This window comes from Leifsonia sp. Y878 (genome assembly GCF_057669685.1).
On the sequence record NZ_JBYHFS010000002.1, the window covers coordinates 14,111 to 39,052 of the forward strand.

At 64.0% G+C, this 24,942-nt stretch carries 22 protein-coding genes and 3 tRNA genes; 19 read left to right on the plus strand and 6 right to left on the minus strand.

Annotated elements, in window-relative coordinates:
* Nucleotide 1: 1 nt before the first annotated feature.
* Together AC25Y4_RS06345 and AC25Y4_RS06350 are read right to left on the minus strand one after the other, a co-directional pair.
* Complete coding sequence (locus AC25Y4_RS06345; protein ID WP_414804481.1) at nucleotides 2–490, minus strand: YajQ family cyclic di-GMP-binding protein; 489 nt, start codon at nucleotides 488–490, stop codon at nucleotides 2–4.
* Between the two features lie 75 nt (nucleotides 491–565).
* On the minus strand, nucleotides 566–1,585 hold the full coding sequence (locus tag AC25Y4_RS06350; RefSeq protein WP_488119553.1) for a LacI family DNA-binding transcriptional regulator: 1,020 nt from the start codon (nucleotides 1,583–1,585) through the stop codon (nucleotides 566–568).
* A gap of 187 nt (nucleotides 1,586–1,772) precedes the next feature.
* Here AC25Y4_RS06350 and AC25Y4_RS06355 point away from each other — a divergent pair.
* From AC25Y4_RS06355 to AC25Y4_RS06370, 4 genes are all read left to right on the plus strand, one after another.
* Nucleotides 1,773–1,857 (plus strand) — tRNA-Tyr (locus AC25Y4_RS06355).
* A 154-nt stretch (nucleotides 1,858–2,011) separates the two neighbouring features.
* A complete protein-coding gene (locus tag AC25Y4_RS06360; protein WP_488119554.1) occupies nucleotides 2,012–2,221 on the plus strand; it encodes a DUF2795 domain-containing protein in 210 nt (69 codons plus the stop codon).
* A 58-nt stretch (nucleotides 2,222–2,279) separates the two neighbouring features.
* The gene (locus AC25Y4_RS06365) at nucleotides 2,280–3,128 is read left to right on the plus strand and encodes an inositol monophosphatase family protein (RefSeq protein WP_488119555.1); all 849 of its coding nucleotides are present in this window, start codon (nucleotides 2,280–2,282) and stop codon (nucleotides 3,126–3,128) included.
* 337 nt (nucleotides 3,129–3,465) lie between these two features.
* Nucleotides 3,466–4,716 carry a M23 family metallopeptidase gene (locus tag AC25Y4_RS06370; RefSeq protein WP_488119556.1) on the plus strand — a complete coding sequence of 417 codons (1,251 nt, stop codon included), beginning with the start codon at nucleotides 3,466–3,468 and terminating at the stop codon, nucleotides 4,714–4,716.
* Here AC25Y4_RS06370 and AC25Y4_RS06375 read toward each other — a convergent pair.
* Entirely contained in the window at nucleotides 4,713–5,282 is a 570-nt protein-coding gene (locus tag AC25Y4_RS06375) for a DUF6611 family protein (RefSeq protein WP_488119557.1), read from the minus strand. The two genes, AC25Y4_RS06370 and AC25Y4_RS06375, sit on opposite strands and share 4 nt — an antisense overlap.
* Before the next feature lie 184 nt (nucleotides 5,283–5,466).
* Here AC25Y4_RS06375 and AC25Y4_RS06380 point away from each other — a divergent pair, with 184 nt between their 5' ends.
* Together AC25Y4_RS06380 and AC25Y4_RS06385 are read left to right on the plus strand one after the other, a co-directional pair.
* Nucleotides 5,467–5,613: a hypothetical protein gene (locus AC25Y4_RS06380; RefSeq protein ID WP_488119558.1), complete on the plus strand. Its 147-nt coding sequence runs from the start codon at nucleotides 5,467–5,469 to the stop codon at nucleotides 5,611–5,613.
* A gap of 5 nt (nucleotides 5,614–5,618) precedes the next feature.
* Nucleotides 5,619–6,137, plus strand: coding sequence for a hypothetical protein (locus AC25Y4_RS06385; RefSeq protein ID WP_488119559.1), 519 nt, complete (start codon nucleotides 5,619–5,621; stop codon nucleotides 6,135–6,137).
* 91 nt (nucleotides 6,138–6,228) lie between these two features.
* Here the strand turns inward: AC25Y4_RS06385 and AC25Y4_RS06390 are convergent, their stop codons facing one another.
* Entirely contained in the window at nucleotides 6,229–6,807 is a 579-nt protein-coding gene (locus AC25Y4_RS06390) for a hypothetical protein (protein WP_488119560.1), read from the minus strand.
* Nucleotides 6,808–7,246: 439 nt separating this feature from the next.
* On the opposite strand from AC25Y4_RS06390, the gene kdpF reads away from it, so the two are divergent.
* The 6 genes from kdpF to AC25Y4_RS06420 are packed head-to-tail and all read left to right on the plus strand — an operon-like array spanning nucleotide 7,247 to nucleotide 15,045.
* A complete protein-coding gene (kdpF, locus tag AC25Y4_RS06395) occupies nucleotides 7,247–7,336 on the plus strand; it encodes a K(+)-transporting ATPase subunit F (protein WP_488119561.1) in 90 nt (29 codons plus the stop codon).
* Nucleotides 7,337–9,010: a potassium-transporting ATPase subunit KdpA gene (gene kdpA / locus AC25Y4_RS06400; protein WP_488119562.1), complete on the plus strand. Its 1,674-nt coding sequence runs from the start codon at nucleotides 7,337–7,339 to the stop codon at nucleotides 9,008–9,010. It abuts the gene before it with no gap.
* Nucleotides 9,011–9,013: 3 nt separating this feature from the next.
* Complete coding sequence (gene kdpB / locus AC25Y4_RS06405) at nucleotides 9,014–11,176, plus strand: potassium-transporting ATPase subunit KdpB (protein WP_488119563.1); 2,163 nt, start codon at nucleotides 9,014–9,016, stop codon at nucleotides 11,174–11,176.
* 31 nt (nucleotides 11,177–11,207) lie between these two features.
* Nucleotides 11,208–11,816 carry a potassium-transporting ATPase subunit KdpC gene (gene kdpC / locus AC25Y4_RS06410; protein ID WP_488119564.1) on the plus strand — a complete coding sequence of 203 codons (609 nt, stop codon included), beginning with the start codon at nucleotides 11,208–11,210 and terminating at the stop codon, nucleotides 11,814–11,816.
* 2 nt (nucleotides 11,817–11,818) lie between these two features.
* A complete protein-coding gene (locus AC25Y4_RS06415; RefSeq protein ID WP_488119565.1) occupies nucleotides 11,819–14,332 on the plus strand; it encodes a DUF4118 domain-containing protein in 2,514 nt (837 codons plus the stop codon).
* Nucleotides 14,329–15,045 (plus strand): response regulator, encoded by a 717-nt coding sequence (locus AC25Y4_RS06420; RefSeq protein WP_488119566.1) that lies wholly within the window; start codon nucleotides 14,329–14,331, stop codon nucleotides 15,043–15,045. Before AC25Y4_RS06415 ends, AC25Y4_RS06420 begins: the two co-directional genes overlap by 4 nt.
* 114 nt (nucleotides 15,046–15,159) lie before the next feature.
* On the opposite strand, the gene AC25Y4_RS06425 is transcribed toward AC25Y4_RS06420, so the two are convergent.
* Nucleotides 15,160–16,833, minus strand: a complete 1,674-nt coding sequence (locus AC25Y4_RS06425) for a glycoside hydrolase family 13 protein (protein WP_488119567.1) — start codon at nucleotides 16,831–16,833, stop codon at nucleotides 15,160–15,162.
* Nucleotides 16,834–17,006: 173 nt separating this feature from the next.
* Here AC25Y4_RS06425 and AC25Y4_RS06430 point away from each other — a divergent pair, with 173 nt between their 5' ends.
* The 6 genes from AC25Y4_RS06430 to AC25Y4_RS06455 all read left to right on the plus strand — a co-directional run bounded on the left by AC25Y4_RS06430 (nucleotide 17,007) and on the right by AC25Y4_RS06455 (nucleotide 23,009).
* On the plus strand, nucleotides 17,007–18,242 hold the full coding sequence (locus AC25Y4_RS06430) for a sugar ABC transporter substrate-binding protein (protein WP_488119568.1): 1,236 nt from the start codon (nucleotides 17,007–17,009) through the stop codon (nucleotides 18,240–18,242).
* Nucleotides 18,243–18,335: 93 nt separating this feature from the next.
* Nucleotides 18,336–19,961, plus strand: a complete 1,626-nt coding sequence (locus AC25Y4_RS06435; RefSeq protein ID WP_488119569.1) for an ABC transporter permease subunit — start codon at nucleotides 18,336–18,338, stop codon at nucleotides 19,959–19,961.
* Nucleotides 19,961–20,866, plus strand: a complete 906-nt coding sequence (locus AC25Y4_RS06440) for a sugar ABC transporter permease (RefSeq protein WP_488119570.1) — start codon at nucleotides 19,961–19,963, stop codon at nucleotides 20,864–20,866. Before AC25Y4_RS06435 ends, AC25Y4_RS06440 begins: the two co-directional genes overlap by 1 nt.
* 23 nt (nucleotides 20,867–20,889) lie before the next feature.
* On the plus strand, nucleotides 20,890–22,746 hold the full coding sequence (locus AC25Y4_RS06445) for a glycoside hydrolase family 13 protein (RefSeq protein ID WP_488119571.1): 1,857 nt from the start codon (nucleotides 20,890–20,892) through the stop codon (nucleotides 22,744–22,746).
* A gap of 83 nt (nucleotides 22,747–22,829) precedes the next feature.
* Nucleotides 22,830–22,901, plus strand: a tRNA-Thr gene (locus AC25Y4_RS06450).
* A 34-nt stretch (nucleotides 22,902–22,935) separates the two neighbouring features.
* Nucleotides 22,936–23,009, plus strand: a tRNA-Met gene (locus AC25Y4_RS06455).
* Nucleotides 23,010–23,074: 65 nt separating this feature from the next.
* On the opposite strand, the gene AC25Y4_RS06460 is transcribed toward AC25Y4_RS06455, so the two are convergent.
* On the minus strand, nucleotides 23,075–23,827 hold the full coding sequence (locus AC25Y4_RS06460) for a FadR/GntR family transcriptional regulator (RefSeq protein ID WP_488119572.1): 753 nt from the start codon (nucleotides 23,825–23,827) through the stop codon (nucleotides 23,075–23,077).
* Nucleotides 23,828–24,017: 190 nt separating this feature from the next.
* On the opposite strand from AC25Y4_RS06460, the gene AC25Y4_RS06465 reads away from it, so the two are divergent.
* Nucleotides 24,018–24,920: a proline iminopeptidase-family hydrolase gene (locus tag AC25Y4_RS06465; protein WP_488119573.1), complete on the plus strand. Its 903-nt coding sequence runs from the start codon at nucleotides 24,018–24,020 to the stop codon at nucleotides 24,918–24,920.
* Nucleotides 24,921–24,942 lie beyond the last annotated feature (22 nt).

Here is a 24,942-nt window from a genome sequence, read left to right on the forward strand (position 1 = left end):
GCTAGCGGAAGTTCACGAACTGCAGGGCGACATCGAGGTCTTTGCCCTTGAGCAGCGCCATGGTGGCCTGCAGGTCGTCGCGGCTCTTGGAGCTGACACGCAGCTCGTCGCCCTGGATCTGGCTCTTGACGCTCTTGGGCGCCTCGTCGCGAATGATCTTGTTGATCTTCTTCGCGTTCTCCTGGTCGATGCCGGCCTTCAGCGTTGACTCGATGCGGTATTCCTTGCCAGACGGGTACGGGTCACCAGCGTCGATGCTGCGCAGGGAGATGCCGCGCTTGATGAGCTTGGCTTCGTAGACCTCGAGGATCGCCTTGACGCGCTCCTCGCTGGTGGCCTTCATAAGCACCTTGTCGCCGCTCTGCTCAATCGAGGCTCCGACGTTTTTGAAGTCGTAGCGCTGAGCGACCTCTTTCTGAGCCTGGTGGAGGGCGTTGTCGGCCTCCATCTGGTCGACTTTGCTGACGATGTCGAACGTTGAATCTGCCATACCTGCCATGTTACCGAGTACGCACGCTGACGGCGTCTGGTGTGGCGGAACGGGCCGGACTGTTCAGTGCGAGGTTCAGTGCGAGGCGGGGCTGGCTGTACTGGAGCGCACGATCAGTTCAAACGGCATTGGGGTGCTCAACCCCGACTGGTCGTGCTGGCCAGGGTGCAGCTGGTCCATCAGGATCTCCACGGCCTTCTGGCCCTGGCCCTTGGGGAACTGGGCGATCGTGCTCAGCCCGAAGAAGTCGGCGAGGTCGTGGTCGTCGACGCCGATGACGGACACATCTCGCGGAACGATCAGGCCGAGGTCACGGGCAGCAAGGATGGTGCCCATCGCCATCTCATCCGATGCAGCGAAGATCGCCGTCGGTCGGTTGTGCGGGGTGCCGAGGAGTTGCTTGGCCGCCTGGTAGCCACCGCGCATGGTGAAGTCAGCCGGCTGGAACAGCTCGGGGGCCAACGGGATGCCCGCGGCATTCAGCGCAGCCTCGTAGCCGAACCGGCGGTTCGTCGGGAGATGGAAATCGAGGTCGTAGTCCTTATTACCGCCGATGTGGGCGATGCGGGTGTGGCCAAGCGCAAGCAGATGCTCGGTCGCCAGCCGCGCGACGGCAATGTCGTCAATGGTGAGGGTGCGCACCCCTTCAAGAGGACCGCCAACGCCCACCAGCGGCTTATTCAGCGCGTGCAGGCGCGTGACCTCGCTCTCGGTCAGCTCGAGAGAGATGGCGATGACGGCATCCACTCGCTGTCGCAGCAGGAAATGCTCGAAGACGCTGCGACGTTCCTCACCTCCACCCGTGAGGTTATAGAGGGTGAGGTCGTAGCCGTTGCGCAGCAGCGATTGCTGGGCGCCTTCGACGACGCTGGAGAAGAACCAGCGGTTGAGGAACGGCACCACGACGCCAATGTTCTTCATGCGACCGGATGCCAGGCTCGACGCATTCGAGGAGACAACGTACCCGAGGTCGGCGGCAGCCGTCTCGACCTTGAGCTTCGTCGGAGGGGAAACGTGTCCGTTGCCGCTCAGCGCGCGGGAAACCGTTGCAGTGGAGACACCCGCGCGGCGGGCGACCTCGTCGATGCCAACCATTGTTACCTCGTCGTGGTGGGTGGGGTGTGCTTGATCTTATCGACCGAGCACGAAATCGCCCCTTTCGCGCCATTTTGGAACCAATTTGGCGCGGAAGGCCCTCTCAATTTCTCGTGGGGGCCAAGTCATGAGTATTCTTGATGAGCGTCTTCGGTCAGGTGATTTTTCATATGGTCGGGTGCGCACTGGCGAGTTACCCAAGCGGCCAAAGGGATCTGACTGTAAATCAGACTGCTCAGCATTCGGGGGTTCGAATCCCTCACTCGCCACCAATACACGTAAGGCCCCCAGCGATTCGCAGGGGGCCTTCGCTGTTTCTCCTGAGCCACTGTGAGCTCCCGTCAATCCGTTGATTCCCTGCCATGCCGCGCGTAACGTTGGGCTGTACCGAGCGCATGGTTTTTCTCACCAGGGAAGGGGAAGGCGATGAACGTAACAGGGCGCATGAACCGCTTCCTGTCAGGGATGGAGTACCCGGCCAGGCCGGAGGATCTCATTCGTGAGGCGCAGCGAGGCGGTTTCTCCGACGATGATGTGCTTCCGCTCGCAACGTTGAATGAGCGGTCGTATCAGGGTGCCGTCGACGTTCGCCGGGCGCTCGCGCACAACGAAGCTCCGCTCGCTGTCATTTCTTAGAGCACCAGAACGGCTTAGGGCACCAGATCGGCAAAATCGGCGAGGGTACGCTGGTCGCATGTCGACTCCAACGCCTGCTGATCTGCCAACGCCTGCTGAACTGCTGGGCCTCGCTACGACGATCGCGCTCGCCGCTGGGGAGCTTGCACGCACCCGGCGCGAGGAGGGTGTTGAGGTCGCCGCGTCCAAGTCGGCACCAGAAGACATCGTGACGCACGCAGACCGCGAGACAGAGGTGCTCATCCGTCGGTTGATCGCCGTGGTACGCCCCGATGACGGTTTCTACGGCGAGGAATCGGATGCGACGTCCGGCACCTCAGGACTGACGTGGGTCGTAGACCCGATCGATGGCACCGTGAACTTCCTCTACGGCATCCCGAGCTATGCGGTGAGTATTGCCGTCGTTGCCGGTGAGGCCGACCCGCAGACCTGGAGCGCGCTGGCCGGTGTGGTGTTCAACCCGGCCAGTGGCGAACTGTTCACAGCGGCGGCAGGGGAGGGCGCATACCTCGGCGACCAGAAGCTGGCAGTCACCAGCGGCGTCGCCCTGAACCTTGCCCTCATCGGCACCGGATTCTCGTACTCGGCTGCCAGGCGCAAGCGCCAGGCCCAGGTGGTGCATGGCCTGATCGGCGAGGTGCGTGACATCCGTCGCATCGGGTCAGCGGCCCTCGACCTGTGCAATGTGGCCGCCGGCCGGCTGGACCTCTATTACGAACGTGGATTGAACCCGTGGGACCACGCTGCCGGCGCGCTGATCGCGGCGGAAGCAGGCGCTCGCGTTGGCGGTTTCGACGGAGCCAAAGCTGGCCAAAGCTTGACGATCGCGGCGGCACCTGATCTCTACGACACGGTTGAGCCCCTCCTGGCAGAACTTTTTTCACAATTCATGACCGACGAAGACTGATCGCCTGCTCCTGTGGCTTCTGCCCCCGCTGACCAGCGAGTGACTGGCGACGCGGTATTTGGTCGTGGAGACCGGTCTGGAGTGTAAGGCGTGATCCGCCCCCTTTTCTGGGGGCAAACGCGTGCTCTTCCTTTGAAGTCTCGTGGCTGGCGGGATAGCCTTTTACCAATTCGTTATTTTGGCGTTGGCCAAGATGAGCATTTAAATCCCGTCACTTAGCGAGAGCACTCACCTTTTGTCACGTCACTCCTCAGCCTCTGATGCTTCGGCATCTCGGCCGGTCGAAGCTGCGTTGACAGTGCCTGCGCCGACGGAAACCGTGGCCATAGAGCCGGTTATGCCACTTACCCGTCGCGAAATGCGCGAACTCGAGCGCCGCGGCGCAGCACCGGCAGCACCGGCAGTGCCGGCACCTGCAGCCCAGGCCTCACCCGCCGCGGACACCGTGCCGGCAGCCAGCGACGCTCAGACGGTCATCGTGCCGGCCGCAGTGGCCCCCACTGGCCCCTTTGCCGCTGACGTTCCCACTGTTACGGTGCAAACGATGGTTATTCCCGTCGTGCGTCACGGTAACGGCACCGAAGACAACGAAGTGCCGTCGACGACGACGTCCACTGAAATTCCGCTGCTGTTCACCTCGAGACGTGAGCAGCGCGCACAGGCAGCTGCGGCAGCACCCACGATGCGTGCCAATTTCGCTCCGTTCAAGAGGTCGGATGCCAAGGCATCCGCTCGCACATCGCACTCCGTCTCTGACGCAGAGCGTCCGGCGAGCAGCTGGAGCCCCAGTACCTCTGTAAGGAACAGGGCGACGGCTGAACGCACGAAGCCTGTAGCCCTCACCGCTGCCGCCCCAACGGGCCGCATGCGCAAATTGGCCGCCCAGGGAGCATCGTTCGCGGCCATGGCTGTCGTAGCCCTGATCGCCGTGTCGACCTCGATCCCGGCCGAAGCCCTCTTGTCGTCGGCCGACGTGCAGGCTGCCGCCATCGAAGCCACGAAGTCGTCGCAGACGGAACCGTCGCAGAGCCTGTCAGTGGCCGCCAGCGGCACGGTGACGAGTGGCGCATCGGTGGAACGCGATGGCTACGAATCCAAGAGCATCGCCGAAGTCGCCGCGGCAAGCGGTATTCGCCTCGAGAACACGTTCACGAACAACCCGAACGGCACCATCCAGTGGCCGTTCTCCGTTGGCGTGCACGTCGGTGACGAATTCGGTTCCCGCGACTGCGCCGGTTGTTCATCGAACCACCAGGGCCAGGACTTCAACCCAGGCCTCGGCGCGCCGATCCAGGCCATCGCAGACGGTGTCGTGAGCTACACGCAGGACGGCAACGGCAGCCTCGGCGTGCACATGATGATCGATCATGTGATCGACGGCGAAGTCGTGACCAGCGTTTACGCGCACATGATCCACGGTTCGATGCTGTTCGAGACCGGTGACCTGGTCAAGGTGGGCGACATCATCGGCAAGACGGGCACAACGGGCATGTCGACCGGCCCGCACCTGCACTTCGAGATTCGCCTCGGCGGAGTGAACGGCGTTCACGTCAACCCGCTGGTCTGGCTGAAGGCGAACACGAACTAGGCGTTTGGCGAACCTTGCACTGTGGGCAGGGTTTCGTAAATGGCCGTGAGCCGCGCCTCATGGTCGACCGCATCGATCGCGCCGATGGAGAGCAGCGTATCGAGCGCGGTGAGCTGACGGACCGTTGTGCGCAGGCGCTCGACATCGCCGACGACTTCGGCTCCCCTGACCGTGGCCAACTCCGCAACGGCGATGGAACGGATGCCGGCACGCACGTCCCTGGTCATCGTTGCGGCGGCCCACAGGCCAGCGCAATAGAGTGCGACCGCAGTCGTTGCGACGAGCACGGGCGGCCATGGGGCGAGAACCATGGCGACGGCCAGGGTGAAGAATGCCCCTGACAGTGGCCACGACCGGTGGAAATGCAGCGCACGTCGTTCGCCAGCAGTCGTTCCTGGCGGGTAGACGCTCAGCCGCGTGCTCACGCAACCAGAGCGGATGCTGGGGCTCACGTCTATGCGCCCCCACCGGTGCTCGCCCCCCACTGCCCGACGGAGAAGCTCGCGGGCGAATGGAGAGACGTTGCGCGGCTGTCCGGCGCCGGGGAGAGGATGTTGCGTGGTCACGCTCTGACGCTAGTGAGGTTCACGCGCCGCCAGTCGGGGCCTAACGGAATCCATGCACTCCCGCTGCCCGCCGTTGGCGAGCCGTGCATGCGTTGTGTGAGCAAATGGCGCATTGCCGAACCGAATGTGCACGGGTTTTGTTAGCACGCACGCGATGGAGCGGCCCGAGAGGTAGACCCTTTCCATGACATTTCTTATGCACAGCGCTGCGACGACAATGGCAGACGCCACCCAGTCCGCCCCGGCCGCGTCCCGTCAGCCGGTCGTTCTCGTTCTCGTTCCGGACGATGACGAGGAAGCCGACCTGCCCTTTTCTCACTGCAGGCGGTGATCCAGATGAGTCTGATGCACACGATCGCATCGATGCGAAACCTGGCTCTGCACCTGTCTGCCCTGGAAGCCTGGCCGGAGTACACGGTGTTGGGCGCGACGGATGTCTGGGTCGTCGGTGCCTCCATGGCCCAGATCGCAGAACGGACGGGCACGCCGTGCGTGCGCACCGCTGCCGCGCCTGTGCCGTTGATCGCGACAGGAGTGGGTGTGTACCGCCCAGCGCACACGCGCTTCGTCTCTGTCGTCGTCACGCAGGTGCAGGAGATCCTGCCGCACGCGGCCGGCGACGGCCGTGACGTCTGGGTCGACGCAGATCTCGACGGTTGCGTTCCCATTCTCGGTGAATGCCGGCTCATTGGCCGGAGGAGCTCAACTCGAACCCAGCGGGTGCATCTCCGCCCGATGGCGGCGCAGGCGACCTCAGTTGTGCTGCTTCCCCGTGACCTGGCGATCGGTGACCTCATCGCATTCCCCTGTGCGGAACCTGCGGCACTCCACGACCTGCGCTTACGCGGCGCCTGACGGCAACGCTCCTGAACGACAACGCACCTGAACGACGCAGAAGGGGGCGAGTGGATGCATCCACTCGCCCCCTTCTGCGTACCCAGTACGGCTAGCCGAGCCGGCTCAACCAGCTCTGGTTCACGTCGTCCAGTGCGTCGACCACCTGTCGATCTCGCGCCGACCTGAGCTCACGCAGCACCACCATGGCTGCACACGGAATCGCGAGCAGGTCTCCGACCCTGACGTCGGACGGCAGGCTGGCAGCGCCGTTCATCTCGCAGGGCACGCATCCGCCATGGGCTTCATCGGCAAGGACCGTTGCTCGCACGTGGTGCGCGGTGGAGGAGCGCCCGATGAGGCGCAGCTCGCACCACACGACCGGAATCCGATCGAGACACGCATCCACGAGAACGATTCGGTCGTCGTCGCAGGTGCCGAGGACCGCAGTGACGGTGACGACGATGACCGCAGCCTGGTCGACAGACGATGCGCGCCCGCCTGTGCCAGGAATCACGGCTGCCGCGGTGTGAATACACGGGGTGTCGCAGATCTCAACCAATCGCAGCATCGAGATCCCAGACACCACCACGTCGGTCGTCGAGACCTGGGTGTGCTCTGGCCACAGGTTGATATTGATGGGATCGGGAATGCTGCGGCGCAGCGATGGCATGAGCGAAGTGAGGGTCATGAGGGTCAGGTCTACGCCAGGTCAGATTCCATCTGAGGTGTGTGAACGGCATCCATACGGGTAAGCGGACAAACCTAACGGTCTTCATACGGTCTGAGGTCGGTGCGATGGATGGATCTTCGCGGATTTCGAGACGCTCGCTGGCGCTCGCTCCTCAATCAACGGGGTGCCGCAGGCGCCGAGGGTCGGCCGTATGGATGCCGTGAGGATTTGCGCGAAGGCCGTGTGGGAATCGTTAGGGCCGGGAATCTGCCGTGAATACGGGTATCTAATCGGATGCTGTGCCGCTGTACCACCGTGCCACTGCGGCAGGCGCGCCCCGACCGGGTCGCGTCATCCCTCTCCAGATGGAGTCTTTCGTGCTTGACATTGTTTACGTGCTCGGCATCATCGCCGTGTTCGCGCTTGTCGGCGTCATCGGGCGGGGGGTTGAGAAGCTGTGATCTTCTTCGACCTCCTGGCCGCCGCGCTGGCCGTTGCCGCCGTGGTGTACCTCGTATACGCCCTCGTGAAACCGGAGCGCTTCTAAATGGACGTATTCTTCGCGATCCTCCAAGTCGCCACCCTGGCTCTCATCCTCGCCGTGCTCTACCGCCCCCTCGGCGAGTACATGGCGCGCATTTACACGTCAACGAAAGACCTCGCGATAGAGCGAGGCTTCTACCGGCTCATCGGAGTGGATGCCCGCGCAGAGCAGACCTGGCAGTCCTACCTGCGCGGTGTGCTGGCGTTCTCCGCAGTCGGCGTGGTGTTTGTCTACCTGCTGCAGCGCTTCCAGGCCGCGCTTCCATACTCCCTGGGGTTGCCGGCCGTTCCCGAGGGGCTGTCGTTCAACACGGCAGCGTCGTTCGTCGCCAACACCAACTGGCAGTCATATTCCCCTGAACTGACGATGGGGTACACGGTGCAGATCGCCGGCCTCGCCGTGCAGAACTTCGTCTCTGCCGCAGTGGGCATTGCAATCGCAATCACGCTCGTGCGTGGCTTCGCCCGGCGAAAGTCCGGCACGATCGGCAACTTCTGGGTCGACCTCACGCGTGGCACCCTGCGCCTGCTGCTCCCCATCTCGGTGCTCGGCGCGCTCGTGCTGCTGGCCAGCGGCGTGATCCAGAACTTCAACGGCTTCACCGAGCTCACCACGCTGGTCGGCGGAACACAGAACCTGCCCGGCGGCCCCGTCGCGTCGCAGGAAGCGATCAAGAACCTCGGGACCAACGGTGGTGGCTTCTTCAACGCCAACGCAGCGCATCCGTTTGAAAACCCGAACGCCTGGACGAGCCTGCTGCAGAACGTCCTGATGCTGATGATTCCGTTCGCCCTGCCGCGCACCTTCGGCCGCATGGTCGGCAGTCACAAGCAGGGGTACACGATCCTCGCCGTGATGGCGACAATCTTCACCGTCTCACTCGCCTGCCTGAGCTTCTTCGAGGCGAGAGGTGCCGGCACAGCGCCAGAACTCGCCGGCGGAGCCATGGAGGGCAAGGAGGCGCGCTTCGGCATCTTCGCGTCCACGCTGTTCGGCTCAACGAGCACGCTGACCTCAACCGGTGCAGTGAACTCGATGCACGACTCATACACCGCGCTCGGCGGCATGATGCCGATGATCAACATGATGCTCGGCGAAGTCGCCCCAGGCGGCGTCGGCTCCGGTCTCTACGGCATGCTGATCCTCGCTGTCATCGCCGTCTTCATCGGCGGACTGCTCGTCGGCCGCACGCCGGAGTACCTCGGAAAGAAGATCGGCCCGAAGGAGATCAAGCTCGCCAGCCTCTACATCCTGGTGACGCCGACCCTCGTGCTTGTCGGAACCGCACTGTCGTTCGCGATCCCGGCCATCAGGGCGGATGTCGAATCGACGTCCATCTGGAACCCCGGTATCCACGGCATGTCAGAGGTGTTGTATGCCTTCACCTCTGCGGCGAACAACAACGGCTCTGCCTTCGCCGGCCTCACCGCGAACACGCCGTGGTTCAACACCGCCCTGGGCGTTGCGATGCTGCTCGGGCGCTTCATCCCGATCGTCTTCGTACTCGCACTGGCCGGCTCCCTGGCCGCGCAGGACAAGATTCCAGCCACCAGCGGAACGCTGCCCACCCACCGACCGCAGTTCGTCGGCCTCCTCATCGGTGTGACTGTCATTGTGACGGCCCTCACCTTCTTCCCCGTTCTCGCGCTGGGTCCCCTGGCGGAAGGGCTGCTGTAAACCATGTCCATAACAACACCAACGTTGCCTGCACCGGAGAAATCCGGCGTCGGGCACGACACGAAGCCCTCGAAGGGCGCCTTCAGCTTTGACCAGCTGCTCGCCGCCCTGCCAGGCGCATTCCGAAAACTCGACCCGAGGCTGATGTGGCGGAACCCCGTCATGTTCATCGTCGAGATCGGCGCGCTCTTCACCACGGTGCTTGCGTTCGCAGAGCCCTTCCTCGGTGGTGCGGAATCCTCCGGAGGGAGCGTAGTTCCCGGCAGCTTCACGTGGGGCATCGCGCTCTGGCTGTGGCTCACCGTGATCTTCGCGAACCTCGCCGAATCGGTCGCGGAGGGCCGCGGGAAGGCGCAGGCTGACAGCCTGCGAAAGACGCGCACGAGCACGATGGCCTGGCGGGTCAGCAACTACGACGAGGTCACGGATGCCGAAGCTGAGCGTTCCGGCCTGCACGACGTGTCGTCGGCAGAGCTGCAGCTCGGAGACATTGTCGTTGTCACGGCCGGCGAACTCGTCCCCGGTGACGGAGACATCGTCTGGGGCATCGCTTCTGTCGACGAATCCGCCATCACGGGGGAGTCAGCGCCGGTGATCAGGGAGTCGGGTGGAGACCGCAGCGCCGTCACCGGTGGCACGAGGGTGCTCTCAGACCGCATCGTCGTTCGGATCACCTCGAAGCCGGGGGAGACGTTCGTCGACCGGATGATCGCCCTGGTTGAAGGGGCGTCTCGTCAGAAGACGCCCAACGAAATTGCCCTGAACATCCTGCTGGCCAGCCTGTCGATCATCTTCGTGATCGTCACCCTGACCCTGAATCCGATCGCGTCGTACTCGGCAGCGACCGTCAGCCTGCCGGTGCTTGTCGCCCTGCTGGTCTGCCTGATCCCGACCACCATCGGCGCCCTGCTGTCTGCGATCGGCATCGCAGGCATGGACAGGCTCGTGCAGCACAACGTGCTGGCCATGTCAGGTCGTGCCGTCGAGGCGGCCGGTGACGTCACCACGCTGCTCCTGGACAAGACAGGCACGATCACCTACGGCAACCGCCAGGCGTCCGAGTTTGTGCCGCTCGGCGGGGTGAGCCACGCAGAGCTCGTGCGGGCCGCAGCGCTCTCCTCCCTTGCGGACCCCACCCCAGAGGGCAAGTCGATCGTTGACCTTGCCCATGAGCAGGGCGTGCACGTGGGCGAATTCGCGGTGGGCGACATCGTGCCGTTCACCGCCCAGACCCGGATGAGCGGCCTTGACCAGCCAGATGGCACCCTGATCCGCAAGGGTGCAGGCTCTGCCGTCATCGCCTGGATCGAAGAAGGGCAGCGGGCCGCAAGCTCAGTGCTTGCCGATCTTGAATCGCACGTCGAACGCATCTCGCAGGACGGCGGAACCCCGCTGGTCGTCGCGGTGAAATCCCCGGAGGGCGTCGGCACGATCCTCGGCGTTGTGCACCTCAAGGATGTCGTGAAGGAGGGGTTGTCTGAGCGTTTCGCAGAACTGCGCGCCATGGGCATCCGCACCGTCATGATCACCGGTGACAACCCGCTGACCGCGAAGGCGATCGCCGCTGAAGCCGGGGTGGACGACTTCCTCGCGGAGGCCACCCCTGAGGACAAGCTCGCGCTGATCCGTCGGGAGCAGGAGGGCGGGCACCTCGTCGCCATGACCGGTGACGGAACCAACGACGCCCCTGCCCTGGCCCAGGCCGACGTCGGTGTCGCGATGAACTCTGGCACCTCGGCGGCGAAGGAAGCCGGGAACATGGTCGACCTCGACTCTGACCCGAGCAAGCTCATCGACATCGTGCGCATTGGCAAGCAGTTGCTCATCACCCGCGGTGCGCTGACCACGTTCTCGATCGCCAACGACATCGCCAAGTACTTCGCCATCATCCCCGCGATGTTCATGGGCGTGTTCCCTGGCCTCGCCGTGCTGAACGTGATGGGCCTGCACTCGCCATCATCGGCCGTGCTGTCCGCCATCATCTTCAACGCCGTGGTCATCGTCGCTCTCATCCCGCTGTCTCTGCGCGGCGTGAAGTATCGGCCGCTCAGCGCCTCGAAGATCCTCAGCCGCAACCTGCTGGTCTACGGCCTCGGCGGCATCATCGCTCCCTTCATCGGAATCAAGCTGATTGACCTGTTCGTCACCTTGATCCCCGGCTTCTAACCGTGCCTCACCCAAGAAAGAAGATAACGAAATGAGTTCACCTCGCACCGGCTTCCGCCACTACGGGGTCGCCATCCGCGCCATGCTTGTGCTCACCGCCGTCCTTGGCGTTGTCTACCCGCTGGCGATCACCGGGGTCGGCCAGCTGGCCTTCCCCGCGCAGGCCAACGGCTCCACCGTTGAAGTGAACGGCAAAACTGTCGGTTCCGCCCTGATCGGGCAGTCATTCTCCGATGCCGACGGCAACCCGCTGCCTGAATGGTTCCAGCCGCGCCCGTCAGCGGCCGGTGACGGCTACGACGCCGGCGCATCCAGCGGCAGCAACTGGGGGCCGGAGAACGCCGACCTCATCGCAGCCATCGACGAACGCCGGGCGCAGATCGCCGAGTTCAACCAGGTCGCGCCGGCGGACATCCCCGCCGATGCACTGACCGCGTCGTCGTCAGGGCTCGACCCGCACATCAGTCCCGCATACGCGCTGCTTCAGGTAGAGCGCGTTGCGGCGGCACGAGGCCTGACAGCGGATGCGGTGCGCGCCCTGGTCGAGAGCAAGACCCAGGCGCGTGACCTCGGATACCTGGGCGAACCGACGGTGAACGTGCTGCAGCTCAACCTCGCACTCGGCGAGCTGAACGGCTAGCCATGAAACGAGGGCGGCTTCGAGTGCTGCTCGGTGCCGCTCCCGGTGTCGGAAAGACCTTCACCATGCTTGAAGAGGGCAAACGGCTGCTGGGCGAAGGTAAAGACGTGGTTGTCGCGGTCGTGGAAACCCACGGCCGCGCCGCCACGATCGCAATGACGCACGGTCTGGAGATCGTGCCACGCACCAGCGTCTCCCATCGCGGCGTTGAGCTGGATGAGATGGACCTTGACGCTGTCCTGCGGCGAAACCCGGCGGTTGCGCTGGTCGATGAGCTCGCTCACACCAACGCTCCTGGATCGCCGAATGAGAAACGCTGGCAAGACGTCGAGACGCTGCTTGCTGCCGGCATCAACGTCATGTCGACGGTGAATATCCAGCACATCGAATCATTGAACGATGTCGTGCAGCAGATCACGGGAGTCCCACAGCGCGAAACGATCCCCGACGGTGTGCTGCGCGCTGCCGACCAGATCGAAGTTGTCGATCTGGCGCCGCAGGCTTTGCGGGATCGTCTCTCCGATGGGCACGTCTACCCGACGGAACGCATCGATGCTGCGCTGTCCAACTACTTCAGGCTCGGCAACCTCACCGCGCTGCGTGAACTGGCGTTGCTGTGGCTGGCCGACGAGGTCGACAGTGCGCTCAAGAATTATCGGGCAGAGCAGGGCATCGACAGCACCTGGGAGGCCCGGGAACGGGTCGTTGTCACCCTTACCGGGGGACCGGAGGGTGAGACCCTGCTGCGCCGTGGTGCGCGGATTGCCGCGCGCTCTGCGGGAGGGGAGCTCCTGGCCGTGCACATCACCAGCCAGGACGGTCTCAGAACCGCCCATCCGGAGGCGCTGGCCGCCCAACGGGCCCTGGTTGAAAAGTTGGGCGGAACGTACCACCAGGTCATCGGAGACGACATTCCGCATTCGCTTGTGGAGTTCGCGAAGGCGGCGAATGCCACCCAGCTTGTCATTGGGGTCAGCCGGCGTAGTCGGCTGCAGGCGGCCATGACCGGTCCGGGGATCGGCGCCACCGTCATCCGCGAATCAGGCAACATCGACGTGCACATTGTGAACCACGCTGGTGCAGGCGGCCGCTTCACACTTCCTCGAATCTCCGGTGGGCTCACCACCAAGCGCCGGGTCTATGGTCTCGCCATCGCCCTGATCGGCGGACCGCTGCTGAACTGGCTGCTGATCACCCTGCGCACCACCGACTCCATCACCAGCGATGTGCTGGCCTATCAGCTGCTGGTTGTGCTGGTCGCGATTGTCGGCGGCATCTGGCCAGCACTGTTCGCCGCGCTGCTCTCCGGCCTCACCCTCGACTACTTCTTTGTCGAACCGCTCTATACCGTCACCGTCGACAAGCCTCTGCATCTCCTGGCCCTGGTGCTCTACATCCTCAACGCAGTGCTGGTCAGCTACGTCGTCGACCAGGCCGCTCGGCGATCACGGGCGATGTCGCGTGCGGCAGCCGAATCCGAACTGCTCGCCACGATCGCCGGAAGTGTGCTCCGTGGGCAAGGCGCGCTCCAGGCGCTGGTCAGCCGCACCCGGGAAGCCTTCAACCTCACCGGGGTGCGCCTCATGAAGGGCGACCAGGTGCTGTGCGTCGACGGGGAGCCGGCTGGTGAGACCTTCAGCACCATCCCCGTCGGAAGCCGCGCGATACTCGAGCTCCACGGGGCAGACCTGGCCTCGTCCGAACGTCGGCTCCTGGCTGTCATCGCCACACAGATTGATGCCGCACTTGAACATTCAGACCTCAGCGAGACGGCGAGGGAGGTCGGCCCACTCGCCGAAACCGACCGGGTGAGAAGCGCGCTGCTCTCCGCGGTCAGCCACGATCTCAGGCGTCCGCTCGCGGCCGCCACTGCCGCGGTCACCGGGCTCCGCTCCACAGAGGTGTCGTGGTCACCCGTTGACAGGGCAGAGCTGCTGGCCACGGCAGAGGAGAGTCTTGCCACCCTGTCCAGCCTGGTCACCAACCTGCTGGATGTCAGCCGGTTGCAGGCCGGCGTGCTGGGGATCTCGTTGGCGCCGGTCGACGCGGAAGACGTGATCCTGCCGGCCTTCGACGAGCTGGGCCTGGGCCCTGGAGACGTCGAACTCGACCTCGACCCCGTGCTGCCGGCGCTGCTGGCCGATGCCGGACTGTTGCAGCGGGTCGTCGTGAATCTCCTCGCCAACGCTCACCGTTTCGCCCCAGAGGGAACGCGCGTGCGGATCTCGACCAGCAGCTTCGGAAACACCGTGCAGATTCGCGTCATTGACCATGGCCCCGGCATCGCCGCTGAACGGCGCGACGAGGTCTTCGTGCCATTCCAACGTCTCGGCGACACCGACAACCTCACCGGACTCGGCCTCGGGCTCGCGCTCTCCAAGGGATTCGCTGAGGGCATGGGCGGCAGCCTCGACACCGAAGACACCCCTGGCGGCGGGCTCACCATGGTCATCACCCTTCCCGCTGGTGAACGCCAGGATCCCCAGCGACAGGACAATCGACAGGAAACCGCATGAAAATCCTTATAGCCGACGACGACCCGCAGATCCTCCGCGCACTGCGCATCACCCTGTCAGCGCGCGGCTACGACATCATCACAGCGGCGAACGGTACAGAAGCAGTCAACGCGGCCATCGAGCACAACCCCGACCTGTTCATGCTCGACCTCGGCATGCCCCAGCTGAACGGCATCCAGGTGATCGAAGCGCTCAGGGGCTGGACCCGTGCGCCCATCCTGGTGGTGTCCGGCCGCACGGGTGCCGGCGACAAAGTGGATGCGCTGGACGCCGGCGCCGACGACTATGTGACCAAGCCGTTCGCCATCGACGAGTTGCTGGCGCGAATCAGGGCGCTCACGCGCCGGGTGCCGAACCAGGAGGCAACGCCGGTGGTCACCATTGCGAACATCTCCATCGACCTGGCAGCCAAGAGCATCACCAGGGTCGCTGCTGCTGGTTCTGCTGGTGTTGCCGGTGCAGAGCTGGTGCGCCTCACCCCGACCGAATGGCAGGTGCTTGAGCTGCTCGTGCGGAACGCAGGCAAACTGGTCACCCGGCAAAGCCTGCTCACCGAAATCTGGGGGTCAGAGCACATCACAGACACCGGCTACCTGCGGCTCTATATTGCCCAGCTCCGCAAGAAGATCGAACCGGACCCCGGCCGACCGCGCTACCTGCTCACCGAATCGGGCATGGGCTATCGGTTTCAGCCAGACCCGGTCGTTGGTTGAGGAGGCCGCCAGGCCGTCTCGAAACCACCGAGGGCCGATCTCCGGAAGTTCAGAGATCGGCCCACTGGATTTCGAGACACTCGCTGGCGCTCGTTCCTCAATCAACGAGGAGGATTACGCGCGGATCCAGGCGGTGGTGTCACCGGGCAGCGTGCGACCGGCCAACGCTTCGCTGCTGAGCAGGATCTCGCCGTCCGGCAGCTCAACGGGGTCAGAGCCCGTGTTGGCGATGACGATCAGGTCGCCATTGCGGAACGCCGCGACATCCGCTTCGTAGCCGTCAAGCCACTCGACGGCGCCGAGCGCCAGGCCTAGCTCGCGGCGCAGCTTCAGCGCGAGCGTGTAGAGCTCAAGCGTCGAGCCTGCGACGCCGACCTGTTCGTCGCGGGCAAGTTCTGCCCACTCTGTGGGCTGCGGCAGCCAGCTCTGGTCTGACGGGCCGAAGCCGTATGAGGGGCTGTTGGCCTCCCAGGGAATCGGCACGCGGCATCCGTCACGGCCATAACGCTCGTGGTTGGTGCGGAACCAGGTCGGGTCCTGACGGGCTTCGTCAGGCAGGTCGACGACCTCTGGCAGGCCGAGCTCCTCGCCCTGGTACAGGTAGCTGGAACCCGGGAGCGCGAGCATGAGGCTCGTGGCTGCACGTGCACGGCGGAGTCCGACGACCGGGTCCGGCAGGCCGGGGGTCTTCGGGCCGATGCCGTGTCCCTGCAGGTTCTCTGCGGTGAGGGCAAGGCGGGAGGCGTGACGCACGACGTCGTGGTTGGAGAGCACCCAGGTGCTTGGGGCGCCGACCGCGCCGAATGCCTCAAGCGACGCATCGATCACCGAGTGCAGCGCAGCAGCGTTCCACGGGGTCTCGAGGTACGCGAAGTTGAACGCCTGGTGCATTTCATCTGGGCGCACCCACTTGGCGACCTGGGACAGCGGGTCGACCCATGCTTCTGCGGCCAGGATGCGGTCACCGGGGTACGAGTTGAGCAGCTCGCGCCAGTCACGGTAGATCTCGTGCACGCCTTCCTGCGCCCAGTAGGGAGCGGGAGCCGGCGGCTCGGTGCTGATCGCGGGTTCGAGGGTGGCGCTGCCGCCGCCCATGCTGCCGCCTTCGGCCGGCGGGAAGTAGTCTGGCAGGCCTGCGGCCTTGATCATGCCGTGTGCAACGTCGACGCGGAAGCCATCGACACCACGGTCAAGCCAGAAGCTCAGGATGTCGCGGAACTGCTCGCGCACCCAGGGGTTGTCCCAGTCGAGGTCGGGCTGAGTCGTGTCGAACAGGTGCAGGTACCACTGGCCCGGCGTGCCATCGGCCTCGGTCACGCGCGTCCAGGCGCGGCCGCCGAACACCGATTCCCAGTTGTTCGGGGGAAGCTCGCCGTTCTCGCCCTTGCCCTCGCGGAACATGTAGCGTCCGCGCTCTTCGCTGCCGGGCCCTGCAGCGAGTGCCGCCTGGAACCACGGGTGCTCGCTTGAGCTGTGGTTGGGCACGAGGTCGACGATGACGCGGATGCCGAGGTCATGTGCCTTGGTCAACATCACGTCGAAGTCGGCGAGGGTGCCGAACAGGGGATCGACGTCGCAGTAGTCGGCAACGTCGTATCCGGCGTCACGCTGAGGCGACGTGTAGAACGGCGAAAGCCAGATTGCGTCGATGCCCAGCTGCTTCAGTGCTGGCAGCCTGCTTTCGATGCCGGCAAGGTCGCCCATGCCGTCGCCATTGGCGTCCGCAAAGGAGCGCGGGTAGATCTGATAAATAACGGCGGTTCTCCACCACTCTGTGTTGCCTGTCATGAGCGATACCTTACGGCATCTGGCGCCTTTGGAAGCGTTTGCACAGTTGGCGGCGTGGGCGATCATCACGAACTGATCTCGATGGATAAACGTTGAGTTGTCAATCCGCGCACGAGCAGCTATACATGTAATCGCTTGCATTTTTGCCAGCATTCTCACGAAAGGCAACACCAATGACGGTGAAAAAGAATGGCCTTCTGACTGCTGGTGCAGTCATGGTCGTAGCTTCTCTGGCCCTGGTCGGATGTTCAGCTGGAGATTCTGGGTCTGGCGACAGCGCCGCATCCGCTTCGAGCACCCTGACCGTATGGGTTGACGCTGAACGCGTCGATGCGTTGAAGGACGCGGCAGCTGCGTACCAGGAGAAGACCGGCGTAGAGGTCGACCTCGTGTCGAAGGACACCGCGAAGATCAAGGATGACTTCATCCAGCAGGCGCCAACCGGCAAGGGTCCTGACGTGGTCATGGGCGCTCACGACTGGCTCGGCGAGCTGGTCACCAACGGCGTCGTGTCTCCCATCGAACTCGGCGACAAGTCGGCAGACTTCCTGCCCGTCGCCCTCAACGCGGCCACCTATGACGGCAAGGTCTACCAGCTGCCGTACGCCGTCGAGAACCTTGCGCTGCTCCGCAACGCTGACCTCGCCCCGACCGCTCCCACCAGCTACGACGACATGATCGCGCAGGGCACTGCCGCCGGTGTCACGTACCCGTTCATCGTGCAGCAGGGCACAGAGGGCGACCCGTACCACCTGTACCCGTTCCAGACCGGCTTCGGAGCACCCGTCTTCGGCACCGATGCGAACGGCGGCTATGACGCCACCAACCTCGAACTCGGCAACGCCGGTGGCGACTCATTCGCAACCTGGCTCGGCAGCCAGGGCAAGACCGGAACCGGAGTCTTCAACACGGAGATCACCGGCGACATCGCGAAGGAAGCCTTCACGACCGGCCAGGCAGCCTTCTGGCTGACCGGCCCGTGGAACGTCGCCGCTGCAACGGATGCCGGCATCAACGTCGCCGTTGACGCCATCCCGAGCGCAGGGCCTGAGACGGCGCAGCCGTTCGCCGGTGTGAAGGGCTTCTTCGTCAACGAGCAGAGCAAGAACAAGGTTGCCGCGAACGACTTCCTCGTCAACTACATCGCAACCGAAGACGTGCAGCTCGCGCTGTTCAAGTCTGGCAACGTTCTGCCCGCTCTGACTGCGGCCGCAGAGACCGCTTCGGAAGACCCGCTCATCGCCGGGTTCGCCGCTGCAGGCGCCAACGCTGTGCCGATGCCGGCCATCCCGGCCATGGGCCAGGTCTGGCAGTACTGGGGCATCGCGGAAGCCGCCATCATCAACGGTGCAGACCCGGTTGCCACCTGGCAGAAGCTGGCCGCCGACGTGCAGGCAGCAATCGGCTAACAGCAGCACCCCGAGTCCCCGGGGCCGTCGAATACACGGCAGCCCCGGGGGCTTTGTCCCATGCACCACAACGACGTGTCGAAAGTAAGAGCAATGAGCGCCACCATAGAAGAGGAAGCCGTCGTAGCCGGCCCCGAGAAGCCGCCCACGAAGCGGCAGAAGCAGGCCTCGAGCATCGCCGAATCGGCATCCGTCGGGGTCAAGACCCTGCTGGTCAAGATCGTGTCGCTTGGGCTGGTGGACGCCATCGCCGTCTACGCGCTGTTCATATTGTTCGCCAAGGCCGAGTGGGTGATTTTCGCCCTCGTCGTCATCGTCACTGCCCTGGTGAACTGGATCTACTTCTCCAAGCGCAAGCTGCCGGCCAAGTATCTGACGCCCGGTGTGATCTTCCTCGTCATCTTCCAGATCTTCGTGATCGGCTACACCGCATACATCGGCTTCACCAACTACAGCACGGGCCACAACGGCGATAAGAGCCAGGCCATCTCTGCTCTTATGGGCTCTGCGCTCGAACGCGTTCCTGACTCACCCACCTACGCCGTCACCGTGCTCGATCAGGCCGGGCAGCTCAACCTGCTCGTGACCGACCCAGACGGAGACGTGAGTGTCGGCAACGCTGACTCGCCCCTTCACGCCGTCGACAACGCCACGATGGAAGGCGGCAAGGCCGTCGCCCTCGATGGATACACCGCACTCAACTTCGCAGCCGTGCTGCAGCGCACCGACGAGATCACGGCCATGGCTGTGCCGTTCTCCAGCGACCCGAACGACGGTGCCCTCCGCACGTCAGACGGCAGCAGCGCGTACGTCTACAGCTCCACCCTCGAATTCGATGCCACGGCAGACACCATGACGGATGTCACCACTGGCACGGTCTACGCCGACACCGGGGATGGCGCCTTCACCGCGACGGACGGCACGCAGCTGCTGCCTGGCTGGAAGGTCAACGTCGGCTTCGACAACTTCACCCGCGCCTTCACGGAGGAGAGCATCCGCGGCCCGCTGATCGGCGTCACCCTGTGGACGTTCGCCTTCGCGCTCATCTCGGTCGCCTCGACCTTCTTCCTCGGCCTCTTCCTGGCCATCGTCTTCAACGACAAGCGGATGCGAGGACGCAAGTTCTACCGCATCGCAATGATCCTGCCGTACGCGTTCCCTGCCTTCCTCTCCGCACTGGTCTGGGCCGGAATGCTGAGCGAGAGCTTCGGCTTCATCAACCAGGTGTTGCTTGGGGGTGCCTCGATTCCCTGGTTGACCGACCCGACACTGGCGAAGATCAGCATCCTGGTCGTGAACCTGTGGCTCGGCTTCCCCTATATGTTCCTGGTCTGCACTGGCGCGCTGCAGTCGATTCCGGAAGAGCTCGAAGAAGCGGCCACCGTCGATGGCGCCAAGCCGTGGGCAGTGTTCAGGCTGATCAAGCTGCCGCTATTGCTCGTGACGGTTGCGCCGCTGCTGATCTCGTCATTCGCCTTCAACTTCAACAACTTCAACCTCATCTATATGCTGACCGGCGGCGGGCCCCGTGACCCGGCGGCCAGTGTCAACGTCGGATCGACGGACATTTTGATCTCGATGGTCTACAAGGTCGCCTTCACGGGTCAAACCCGTGACTACGGCCTGGCCAGTGCGTTCTCGATCATCATCTTCATCGTCGTCGCGCTTATTGCCATCATCAGTTTCAGAAAAACGAAGGCGTTGGAGGAGCTCAGCTGATGCCAATCATCACTACTGCGTCAGGGGAGATCATCTCCACCCGCCGTCCATTCAGTTTCAGCCGTTGGTTCAGGGCGACAGGCTGGCGCCACCTCATCGGTGCCGTCCTGGTCGTGTTCTCCGTGTTCCCGCTGCTGTACGTGCTCTCTGCGTCGCTCAACCCGGCCGGAACGCTGACGGGATCGAACGCACTCTTCTCCTCGATCGGCTTCGACGCCTACGAGCGCCTGCTGACCAACCCGGACCAGCCGTTCGCCGCCTGGTTCGGAAACACGCTGCTCATTGCCAGCATCACGGCGCTTGGCACCGTGTTCCTCGGTGCGCTCGCGGCATATTCCTTTTCGCGCATGCGCTTTACCGGGCGTCGTGCAGGGCTGTTGACCATCGTGCTGGTGCAGATGTTCCCGCAGCTGCTGGCCGTCGTGGCGATCTTCCTGGTGATGAGCACGATCAGCGACATCTTCCCTGCCATTGGGCTGAATACCCACATCGGCCTGATCATGGTTTACATGGGTGGGGCGCTCGGCGTGAACACCTACCTGATGTACGGCTTCTTCAACACCGTGCCGTCGTCGATTGATGAGGCGGCGAAGATTGACGGGGCAGGGCACGCCCGGATCTTCTTCACCATCATTCTGCGGTTGGTCGGCCCGATCCTCTCCGTGGTGGCCCTGCTCTCATTCATCTCGACGGTGAACGAGTTCGTGGTGGCCAGCGTGCTCCTCATCGACCCGGAGAAGCAGACGCTCGCCGTCGGCCTCTACAAGCTGGTGTCGAACCCGAACTACGCCGACTGGAGCGCATTCTCCGCCGGCGCCGTGCTTGCCGCACTGCCGGTGATGGCGCTGTTCCTGTTCCTGCAGAAGTACATCGTCGGCGGCCTGACGGCCGGCTCCGTCAAGTAGCGCCGGTCAAGTAAGTTCGAGTCATGACGCTGCTTCCGCACCACGACGGATCCCCGCTGTATGTGTCCACCCAGGAGCCGGAGCTCGGCGACATCGTGCAGGTGCGCGTGCGCATCCCCGCTGACTTCGGCGATGTGGCCTCGGTGCACACCAGGTCGAACCCGAATCGGGAGCCGAGGTTTGCACCGGCATCCGTTGTAGCTGCTGCAGACGGCGCGGGCCATGGTTGGACCTGGTGGGAGGCATCCGTCGAGGTGGAGAACCCTGTGCACGGCTACCGGTTCCACCTGGCGATGGCCGACGGTCGGCAGTTCTGGCTGAACGCGACGGGCCTGCATGCTGTCGAAACCCTCGATTCTGAGGACTTCAAGCTGCTCGCGTACCCGGCTGCGCCGGACTGGGCCGCATCCAGCGTCATGTACCAGATCTTCCCCGACCGATTCGGGCGTTCCATCGCCGCAGACGAGCGTGAGCTGCCGGAGTGGGCTATCCCAGCGGCGTGGGGCGACGAGGTTGACCAGCTGCCGCCTGGTCGCTCGCAGCAGTTCTACGGGGGAGACCTCGACGGCGTGATCGAACACCTCGATCACCTTGAGCGCCTCGGCGTCACGCTGATCTACCTGACTCCGGTGTTCCCAGGCGGGTCGAACCACCGCTACGACGCCTCGAGCTTCGACGAGGTTGACCCACTGCTTGGCGGTGACGAGGCGCTCATTCGCCTGGTTGACGCCGCGCATGCCAGAGGGTTCAAGATCATCGGCGACCTCACCTCGAATCACTCCGGCGACCGGCACGAGTGGTTCCTCGCTGCCCTCGGCAAACCGGATGCCCCTGAAAGCGAGTTCTATTACTGGCGGAATGCGGAGCACACGGCTTACGAGTCGTGGCTCGGTGTGCCCAGCCTGCCGAAGTTCAACTGGAACTCGACAGAGCTGCGCCGCCGCTTCATCGAGGGGCCGGACTCCGTCGTTGCCCGCTGGCTGAAGCCGCCGTTCAGCTTCGACGGCTGGCGTATCGACGTGGCGAACATGACGGGCAGGCTCAAGGACGAAGACCTGAATGCCGAGGTGCGCCAGACCATCCGCCGCACGATGATCGACATCAATCCAGACACGATCCTGCTTGGCGAGTCGACGAACGACGCATCGAGCGACTTCCAGGGCGACGCCTGGCACGGGGCGATGACGTACGCCAACTTCACCCGGCCGCTGTGGAGCTGGCTGTCAGAGCCTGGGAGCCAGGCCGGCGGTGGCATCGGCTTCGCCGCGAACCAGGTGCCGACGTTCACCGGACGGCAGTTCTTCGAGGCGCACACGCGGTTCGCGGCGGGCTTCCCGTGGCGCACCCGCCTGGCGACGATGAACGCGCTCGACACTCATGACACTCCGCGGTTCCGCACGAGGGCTCTCGTGGGAGCGATTCCTGTCGCGCTCGGGCTATCGGTCACGTTGCCCGGCATCCCTGTGGTGTTCGCTGGCGACGAGTTCGGCTTGACCGGTGTTGACGGCGAACACTCGCGGACCCCGATTCCGTGGGATCAGGCATCCGCTCCTGAGACCGAGCGAGTGATCGACCTATACAGCGACCTGATCGCCCTCAGGCGATCCCAGCCGGCGCTAAATGGCGGCGGCATGCGCTGGCTGCATGTGGACGACGATCTTCTCCTGTTCGTGCGGGAGGCCGCGGAGGCATCCGTTCTCGTGCTGGCAGCGCGTACCGGAGGTGAACTGACGCTACCCGGGCACGCAGTGGCAGGAATCGTGGATGCGCAGCGAGAATTTGGCAGCGGAGAAATTGTGATTTCAGACGGAAACTTCCGCGTAATTACGGGGGAAACGTCGTTTACGGCGTGGGTTCTGCCCGGCGTTCGGGGGGTATAAGGCGCCTCGTGTACGCAACCGGCCCGCCGGGGTGATAATCTAGTTCGGTTGCCAAAAGCGGCATGCTTCTCTTCGAGATGCGCGCCCCCTTAGCTCATTGGTAGAGCACTTCCTTGGTAAGGAAGAGGTAGTGGGTCCGATTCCCACAGGGGGCTCAGACTTGGTCGTAGTACTCTTCGATTAGGTTGCGGCGGGGTAGCTCAGGTGGTTAGAGCACACGGCTCATAATCGTGGTGTCGCGGGTTCAAGTCCCGCTCCCGCTACACGGACATTCGAAAAAGGCCCTGATTCCATTGGAATCGGGGCCTTTTTCATGCCTGCTTGACGCCTACTGGGTTCGCCCGGCTTGCGACATCGCGTATTCGAGTAGTTCCAGGTCGATCCCTGCGTGCTCGCGCGCGATCCTGCTCGCGTCGTCGGCGCGTCGTTCGCAGATCGCAGAGACCAGGTTCACATGCTCGAGCAGGGCGCGGCGTTCCATGGTGAGCATGCTTTCCCCTGAGCCCCAGAGATGCGCTGGGGCGACGATGCTCAGACCAGCCTCGAGGTCGACGAGCACCGTCTTCAAGGTTGTGTTGTGTGCGGCGTCGAAGATCGCGGTGTGAAGCAACTCGTCGGCGTGCTGCTTCTGCACGCCGGAATCCGCGTCGCGAAAGGCGTTGAGTCGTTGCTGTAAAACGAGGTTGTCGGCGCTTGTGTGGTTCTCAGCTGCCGCCCGCGCAATAGTTCCGTGGAGCCGTTCGATAGCGTCGCGGGTCTCAAGCATCGCGTCGAACCGAGCAGTCAGGGTGCGCTGAACAGAGTCGCTCGAGGTGGCTGCCCACTGCTCAAGCACGAACGATCCGCCGCCACGACCGAGTCGGGTCTCGAGCAGGCCGTGATCGACCAGCCGCGCGAGTGCTGCTCGCACCGTCATCCGTCCCACATGCAGGGACGCGGCCAGGTCGCGCTCTGCCGGCAGCTTCGACCCAGGCAGGTATTCGCCGATGGCAATCGCAGTGATCAAGCGGTCGGTGACTTCGTCAGCTTGTGACGGGGTGGCCACCGGCGTGCCGAGTGCACCAGCCATCGAAGTCCCCATTCCTCGTGCATTCTGGCGGCATCCGTCTTCGGCTTCCGCGTTACGACCATGTTAAGACTCAACAATGGTCTTGGCACAAGACCATTAATGCGCCATGATATTGCACACCCACCTCCGCCGGCTGAGCGTTCGCCGTGACCTGGGCACGTTGCTGTCGTACCCATCGAGAAAAGGACCTGAAGTGCACCACGTGGCTACCGAGACCATCCCGTTTCGTGAGTGGGAGACCTGGGTTCGCATTGCGTCGCCAGAGGCGCCGCAGCAGGGCGCGATTCCGCTCATCGTGCTGCACGGAGGGCCGGGCATCGGGCACAACTACGTGCGCAACATCGCTGAGTTGGCGGATGCCGGACGCACGGTCATCCACTACGACCAGTTGGGCTGTGGCAACAGCACCCATCTGCCAGACGCACCGGCGGAGTTCTGGAATCCGCAGCTGTTCGTCGATGAGTTCATGAACCTAGTCGAGCACCTGGGACTGACCGAATACCACCTGCTTGGCCAATCGTGGGGTGGCATGCTCGCCGCCGAGATCGCGACCAGGCAACCCGCAGGTCTTCGTGGCCTCATGATCTGCAATTCGCCTGCATCCATGCAGCTCTGGAGCGAAGCCGCGGCAGAACTGCGCGCCCAGTTGCCGGCCGAGGTGCAGGATGCGCTCGACCGACACGAGCAGGCTGGCACCATTTTCGACCCCGAATACTTGAGCGCCGCCGACGTCTTCTACCAACGGCACGTTTGCATGCTCACCCCGACACCGACTGACTATCAGGAGAGTGTCGACCAAATGGAGGCCGAACCCACGGTGTACCACACCATGAACGGCCCCAATGAGTTCCATGTGATCGGGAGCATGCGCTCCTGGACCATCATCGACCGGCTCGGGGCCATCGACACCCCGACGCTCGTCGTGGCGGGTGAACACGACGAGGCGACCCCTCTGACGTGGCAACCCTTTGTTGACGGAATCAGTGGCGCGACCAGCCACGTCTTCCCCGACGCCAGCCATTGCGCACACCTGGAGCATCCCGACGCGTTCCGCCGCGTCATCGGCGAATTCCTCGCCAGTCACGACCCCCTCCACAGGTCCTGACCGCACCACACCCACCCGCCGT